General features: G+C 38.0%; 7 protein-coding genes. 3 read left to right on the top strand and 4 right to left on the bottom strand.

Annotated features, from left to right (window positions below; translation table 11 throughout):
* Positions 1-557: 557 nt before the first annotated feature.
* Complete coding sequence (locus BJ095_RS15025; RefSeq protein WP_107936796.1) at positions 558-782, bottom strand: DUF1450 domain-containing protein; 225 nt, start codon at positions 780-782, stop codon at positions 558-560.
* Between the two features lie 332 nt (positions 783-1,114).
* Here BJ095_RS15025 and BJ095_RS15020 point away from each other — a divergent pair, with 332 nt between their 5' ends.
* Positions 1,115-1,783, top strand: a complete 669-nt coding sequence (locus BJ095_RS15020; protein WP_107936794.1) for an RsfA family transcriptional regulator — start codon at positions 1,115-1,117, stop codon at positions 1,781-1,783.
* A gap of 34 nt (positions 1,784-1,817) precedes the next feature.
* Here BJ095_RS15020 and BJ095_RS15015 read toward each other — a convergent pair whose 3' ends face one another.
* On the bottom strand, positions 1,818-2,651 hold the full coding sequence (locus BJ095_RS15015) for a lipoate--protein ligase family protein (protein ID WP_107936792.1): 834 nt from the start codon (positions 2,649-2,651) through the stop codon (positions 1,818-1,820).
* A gap of 273 nt (positions 2,652-2,924) precedes the next feature.
* On the opposite strand from BJ095_RS15015, the gene hemQ reads away from it, so the two are divergent.
* Positions 2,925-3,677 carry a hydrogen peroxide-dependent heme synthase gene (gene hemQ / locus BJ095_RS15010; protein WP_107936790.1) on the top strand — a complete coding sequence of 251 codons (753 nt, stop codon included), beginning with the start codon at positions 2,925-2,927 and terminating at the stop codon, positions 3,675-3,677.
* A gap of 186 nt (positions 3,678-3,863) precedes the next feature.
* On the opposite strand, the gene BJ095_RS15005 is transcribed toward hemQ, so the two are convergent.
* Positions 3,864-4,046: a hypothetical protein gene (locus BJ095_RS15005; RefSeq protein WP_107936788.1), complete on the bottom strand. Its 183-nt coding sequence runs from the start codon at positions 4,044-4,046 to the stop codon at positions 3,864-3,866.
* Positions 4,047-4,599: 553 nt separating this feature from the next.
* Between BJ095_RS15005 and BJ095_RS15000 the strand changes: the two genes are divergently transcribed.
* On the top strand, positions 4,600-5,067 hold the full coding sequence (locus BJ095_RS15000; protein WP_235867679.1) for a spore coat protein GerQ: 468 nt from the start codon (positions 4,600-4,602) through the stop codon (positions 5,065-5,067).
* Positions 5,068-5,118: 51 nt separating this feature from the next.
* On the opposite strand, the gene BJ095_RS14995 is transcribed toward BJ095_RS15000, so the two are convergent.
* The gene (locus BJ095_RS14995) at positions 5,119-6,315 is read right to left on the bottom strand and encodes a M20 family metallopeptidase (protein ID WP_107936786.1); all 1,197 of its coding nucleotides are present in this window, start codon (positions 6,313-6,315) and stop codon (positions 5,119-5,121) included.
* Positions 6,316-6,326: the final 11 nt, after the last annotated feature.

Genomic DNA, 6,326 nt, shown 5'->3' with positions numbered 1-6,326 from the left:
AAGGATGAAAAATGTAGTGGGGGTTGGTTTACATGCCCACAAAATATAGTTGAAAACATCTGTATTGAATTTACACAATAACTAGGACTTGACTCCCTATCGTCGCATTCGCACGCTCTTTGCTACCTTTCATGCTTCGGCTGAGTCCCAATCGTCGCATTCGCACGTTCTTTGCTACCTTTCCTGCTTCGACTGAGCCCCCATCGTCGCATTCCTCCGATCTTTGCTACCTTTCCTGCTTCGGCTGAGCTCCAATCGTCACATTCGCACGTTCTTTGCTACCTTTCCTGCTTCGACTGAGCCCCCATCGTCGCATTCCTACAATCTTTGCTCCCTTTCATGCTTCAGGCGACTCCCTATCGTCTCATTCCCCTGCTCTTTGCTACCTTTCAAGCACTTGAGCCAAGCAATTCGTCGCATTATCTCTATCTATATTAGCTTTCCCATGCCAGCTAACTGCAAATCATCCACTAAAACGCTTCACCACAATTACTATCTTTATAGTATCTAAAAAAAGCCACCTTCTCTCAATTTAGAAGGTAGCCTTTTGCAGATTATTATTTTTTCAGCTTTGCTATTACTTTTTCCATTAACTCTTCTTCTGTTAATGCATTTACTGGTCTTCCATTTACAAATGTAAATGTTTTTTTGCGTCCTGGACCACAATATGAATGACAGCCAATTTCAATCGTTGCTTCTGGATCTAATTCTTTTAACTTAGGAATTAACGTTTTTAAATTAACGGCCTGACATTCATCGCAAACTTTAAATTCGTTTGCCATTTTGCCAACAACCCTTTCTATAGATAATCTTCTTATTTTTTATATTATATTTTGAAAACTATTTTACCGAAATACTTTTTAAATCTAACAGATATTTTAGCCTATGAAAACAGTCCTCTTCAAGTAAAAACAATATTTATCAGTCAAAGGTCTGAAAGTCCATGCCAAGCCTACACCTCTCTATAAAAATCTCTATTTACTTTTTCACTTAAAAGAATTAAAAAAAGACGAATTTAATATAAAGCTTGAAAAATTTTGAATAAAATTGGAACTTCTTGGACACTATAGGTTTTGAGGAAACAAAACTATGAACTTTACAGGAGGTTAAAAAAATGGTCAAAGTAAGACAAGATGCTTGGTTAAAAGAAAACGATGAATTATTAGCAGAAGCCGTGATTAGACATGTCAAAGAAGGAAGTACTCAGTTAAATGCCTTTGAGGAAGCAGGTGATGCTTTAAATCGAACTGCTGCTGCTTGTGGTTTTAGATGGAATGCTGTCGTACGTCGTTTATATGAAAAAGATTTAGCTGAAGCTAAAAAAGAAAGAAAAGAAAGAATGAGAGTATTAGGCATGAATGGTAGACGCCGCACACAGGGGGTTTATTTACTACCTAATTCAAACACTCAAACAACTGAAGAAACAAAATCTATTCCATTATCAGCTCTTAATCTAGATATTGTAATTGCATACTTACTACGCCTGCAGCATCAAGGTGGAAACGATATGGAAGCAACAAAATGGCGTCATATTGCAAATACATCTACAGAAAAACTAAAAGAATTAGAGCTTCAATTACAACGACTAGAACAAGAGAATAAAGAAATTCGCGAAGATTACGAGCAATTTGTGCAAATTATGAACCGCGCTCGTAGATTAGTAACCCTAGACGAGGATGAAAGTCGTGTCGCACCAGTATTTAAGATGGAGAAAAACGGTAACCTAGTAGCCAACTATTCAAGTGGTGTTAGCGAAAAAGAAAACGTGGATGTGCCGCATTAAGCGCATTCACGTTTTTTTCTTTTTCATATGAATCTTATTTCTTACTAAGCATCTTTTCATTTCGTTCCAGAACACGCTTCAGATAGAAAGCATAAAGTTCTAATTCTTCTTGATTTAATGCTTGAACAGTATTTTGATTGCTTAATTGCTTCAGAACAGCTTGTAATCTGAAAACTGTATCCTGAACTGTAAGAGACGTATTCAATAATTCACTCAGACTAGCCATTACCTTAGGCTGAATATTAGGATACTCAAATTTCGTTTCTTCCTCTTTTAAGCTAATGCTATAAAAATCCTTTACTAGCTTCGCCCGTTCACTCCCACTGCCTTCAATACAAAGATAAATTTGAACAGCAATCCCCTGTCTTATTCGTCTCTGCGAAATGCCAGCAAATTTTTTCCCACCAATACTTAAATCGTAGGATCCCGGACAATAGGAGCCGATAATTTCATAAGCTTCTATTTTTTCACCAGCTTCAGGGAATAACAGCTTAATAAGGTCAAGCATCACATCATAGCCCTCGTTTATGTTAATAGCTCCCTGTTGCTCCGATAGAATAATCGAAATGTTTAATACCCCACTATCTAAAACTACCGCTAGTCCCCCAGAATTTCGAACAATAGCTTGATAGCCTCTTTCGTTTAATAATTGAATTCCTTCTTGTACAAAGGGCAGTCGATGATCTTGAATCCCCAGCACAACGGTATCGTCATGAACCCAAGTTCGAACCGTACTATGTGATTGTAACTGCCCTACTAACTGACAAAGAGTGTCGTCCATTGCAAAGGATTCAAGAGGCGATTTGTTTTTCATAGTAATTGATTGGTCTATAAAACGCCATGTATCTTGCTGTAATAATGAATGCATACTTGTTGCTCCTACCCATTAAAAAATATGTACCTTAAGCATACACGAAAAGCGTTTATTCCATCAAACTGTTATAGTTGCATTGTTTTATATAAGAAACTACTTAAAGTGAATTAAGTCCATGAAATATGGAATACTGATTTTGGAATTAAAAAATTCCACACTCTTGTCAAATTAGTGAATTTCGACAGAATGTGCTGTTTCTCACAAGGAATTATTTTGATTTTATGCTAAGATACTTGTGAATGATTATCAATTAAGGAGTGTTATCAAATGAATGAAGCAGCAATTACATTAGATGGCTGGTACTGTTTACATGATTTCAGAGCAATCGACTGGACTTCTTGGAAATTAGTTTCTCAAGAAGAGCGTACAAATGCAGTTGATGAGTTCGTACAATACTTAGAAAAAATAAATGAATCACACGTTGCAAAAACTGGTTCCCATGCGTTTTACTCCATTATCGGTCAAAAAGCTGATTTTATGCTTATGATCCTTCGTGAAACACCAGAAGAGCTACAAGAATTAGAAGCTGAATTTAATAAATTAGCGATCGCTGATTTCACAGTACCAACATATTCTTATGTTTCTGTAGTTGAGCTTTCAAACTACCTAGCAAAAGGTTCTGATGAAGATCCTTACCAAAACCCACATATTCGTGCAAGACTATACCCAGAGCTGCCTCGCACAAAATACGTTTGCTTCTATCCAATGGACAAGCGTCGTGAAGGTAATGACAACTGGTATATGCTTGATATGGAAGAACGCCGTAAGCTAATGCATTCTCACGGCTTAATCGGTCGCAGCTATGCTGGTAAGATTAAACAAATTATTACTGGTTCAGTTGGATTAGATGATCATGAGTGGGGCGTAACTTTATTCTCTGAGGATATGCTTCAATTCAAAAAAATCGTTTACGAAATGCGCTTTGATGAAGTATCTGCTCGATACGGCGAATTTGGTGAGTTCTTAGTTGGGAACTTATTAGATAACGATAAATTAGCTAATTTCTTAACAGTAAAATAGAAAAGTGAACGGTGCTCGCCCAGCTCCGACAACAACTGGAAGATTCTACAAAAGGACGCTTTTTGTCCATGCAAGGGATTCTAGTTGCACGAGGAGCTAGCACCAGCAACTAGACATAGAAACGTGACGGTGCTTGCATCCCTTGCCTTAATATATAAAAACGAGACGTAATCGAAAAAATCGATTTCACGTCTCGTTTTTTTCTTGCTCCTCTTTCGTTCTCAATATAATCATGACGGTATTTATAAAAAAGCCTATAAATACGATTAATACAAACAAATACCAATGCAATGGTTGCTCGAACAATTTAGCGATCCCAAATGAAATAATCGCACTGATGACTATTGAAATCCAAATACCAAGCTGCATACAGATCAACCCCTACTGTTTTTTCTAGATGACCGATTCCCCTTTTACCTTTGTATAGCTCATAAAAACTTTGCCTAAAGCTTACTCTAGTTTCATTTTATTAATCATTCGATATTTTTATACAAAATTCACGAACTATTTACCCCTTTGTACATACATTAAAAACATGGGCGAAAATTTATAATTTTTTATTCTGAAATGATAGCAAATGCATAAAGTGTTATGAGGAGGTATGCCATATAGCTGTTTTAGCAACCAATAACGCTCCAGGTTCCTTAATATTGTGCTCTTTAGACTTCAGGAGTTGGAAAATTTGGCATGTTGCAAAGGGAGGCCATGTTGGTGTTAATCGTGCATAAGGCATTGCTTGGATTTCAAGTGTTCGAAGCTTGAGAAAAAAGTTTTCTAGCTCCAGGCGCCTTTTTAAGCAACTCGAACTCGGGTAAAGCTGTTTCGATCTTAAATTACATTGTTTCTTATCGCCTACAACATGACTGTACAAACGTTTAGCTTCTATCTAATCCGAAAATAAAAAAATGAAAGGGTGTTTTTTTTGACATATTATAATTGGGGTCAAACAAGTCAAACAGGTCAACCAGTGCAACAAGCAGTGCAAGCAGGTCAACAGCAATTTCCAACTACACAGTTCCCTGCTGGTCAGTTCCCAACAGGTCAGTTTGGATATGCTCAATTTCCAGCAGGGCAAGTTACTCCTCCAGCTCTAAGTACAGTAGCTCCTGCAGTAAGACGTGAAGAATCTTATATTGAAAATATTTTAAGATTAAACCGTGGAAAAATCGGAACTTTTTACTTCACGATTCCATCAGGTGAAGTAGGAGAAACACAAGGTGGAAGTACGCGCGTTGTTCGTGGAGTAATCGTAGAGGCTGGCCGCGACCATGCTATTATTGCTGAGGTTGATACAACTCATCATTACTTATTCCCAATGATTTACTTCGATTTCGCAGAGTTTGATGAGCCATTAACATATTTGCCTGGTTCACCACTACCACTTAGATAAAATTAAAAGACAAAGCCGATTATTGACTTTGCCTATACATGTCATCCACTTCTAAATTGAAGTGGATATTTTTTTATTTTGCTTTAAATACTTTAAAGTTGCTAAGCCCATTGTTTTAGCTGCTATTAGCATCGCTCTTTCATCAAAGTTAAACTGTGCATGGTGATGAGGATAAGCCTCTTCCCAGGCAGGATCCTTTGCCCCAGTGATGAAAAATGTCCCTGGCACCTTCTCTAAATAATAAGCAAAATCCTCTCCTACCATTAGGGGTGCACATTCAACCACATTTTTCACTTCGGAAATCTGGCAAGCAACATCTGCTATAAATTGCGTTTCCTTTTTATGATTCACAACTGGAGGATATCCTCTAGTAAATGCGTATTCATAGCTTGCATGGAAACCGTCACAAACGGATTTCAGTAATAGCTCAATTTCCTGTTCAATCTGAGTACGTACCTGCTCATCAAAAGTTCGAACTGTCCCTTTCAACTCAACCTTTTCGGCAATCACATTAAAAGGATTGATTGCTTCAAAATGACCTATTGAAACAACAGCTGACTTCAAAGGGTCGATTCTTCTAGATACAACCGTTTGGAGCTGTGTGATAAATTGCGATGCAACCACGATTGAGTCAATGGAGTTATGTGGTTCAGCACCGTGTCCCCCCTTACCTTGAATGGTAATTTCTAAGCGATCTGCCGCAGCCATAATAGCGCCATTACGAACCTGTATTTCTCCAAGTGGTGTAGGTGCCCAAAGATGTGTGCCAAATATGACATCCACCCCATCTAAGCAGCCATCATCAATCATCGGCTTTGCCCCACCTGGTGCAATTTCCTCTGCAAATTGGTGAATGAAAACGATATTTCCTTGGAGCTCATCTTTAATTTCAACAAAGGCCTTAGCGAGAACTAAAAGCGTGGCTGTATGACCATCATGCCCACATGCATGCATCACACCATCGATTTTAGATTTATATGGAATTTCGTTTTGCTCCTGAATAGCAAGGGCATCAAAATCAGCGCGTAACGCTACTGTTTTCCCAGGCTTTGCTCCTCTTAACGTTGCAACGACACCACGGCCACCAACTCCCTCTCGTACTTCAAGACCAAGTTTTCGATGATAATCCGCGATAAAAATTGGTGTTTGCACTTCTTGAAAAGATAGCTCAGGATTCTCATGTAAATGACGTCTGATTGATACCATTTCTTCAATATGGTTTTCTAATATAGCAAATAATTTTTCCATGGTAATAGAAG

This window comes from Ureibacillus chungkukjangi (assembly GCF_003217295.1).
Taxonomy (GTDB): Bacteria; Bacillota; Bacilli; order Bacillales_A; family Planococcaceae; genus Ureibacillus; species Ureibacillus chungkukjangi.
The sequence above is the reverse complement of the archived record's forward strand: the minus strand, read 5'-3'. Positions and strand labels throughout refer to the sequence as shown.

Bases quoted from the DNA above. Each gene is read 5' to 3' on its own strand.
- BJ095_RS15005 (WP_107936788.1), bottom strand. From the start codon at position 4,046: ATGCAGCTTGGTATTTGGATTTCAATAGTCATCAGTGCGATTATTTCA.
- BJ095_RS15020 (WP_107936794.1), top strand. From the start codon at position 1,115: ATGGTCAAAGTAAGACAAGATGCTTGGTTAAAAGAAAACGATGAATTA.
- BJ095_RS15015 (WP_107936792.1), bottom strand. From the start codon at position 2,651: ATGCATTCATTATTACAGCAAGATACATGGCGTTTTATAGACCAATCA.
- BJ095_RS15025 (WP_107936796.1), bottom strand. From the start codon at position 782: ATGGCAAACGAATTTAAAGTTTGCGATGAATGTCAGGCCGTTAATTTA.
- hemQ (WP_107936790.1), top strand. From the start codon at position 2,925: ATGAATGAAGCAGCAATTACATTAGATGGCTGGTACTGTTTACATGAT.
- BJ095_RS14995 (WP_107936786.1), bottom strand. From the start codon at position 6,315: ATGGAAAAATTATTTGCTATATTAGAAAACCATATTGAAGAAATGGTA.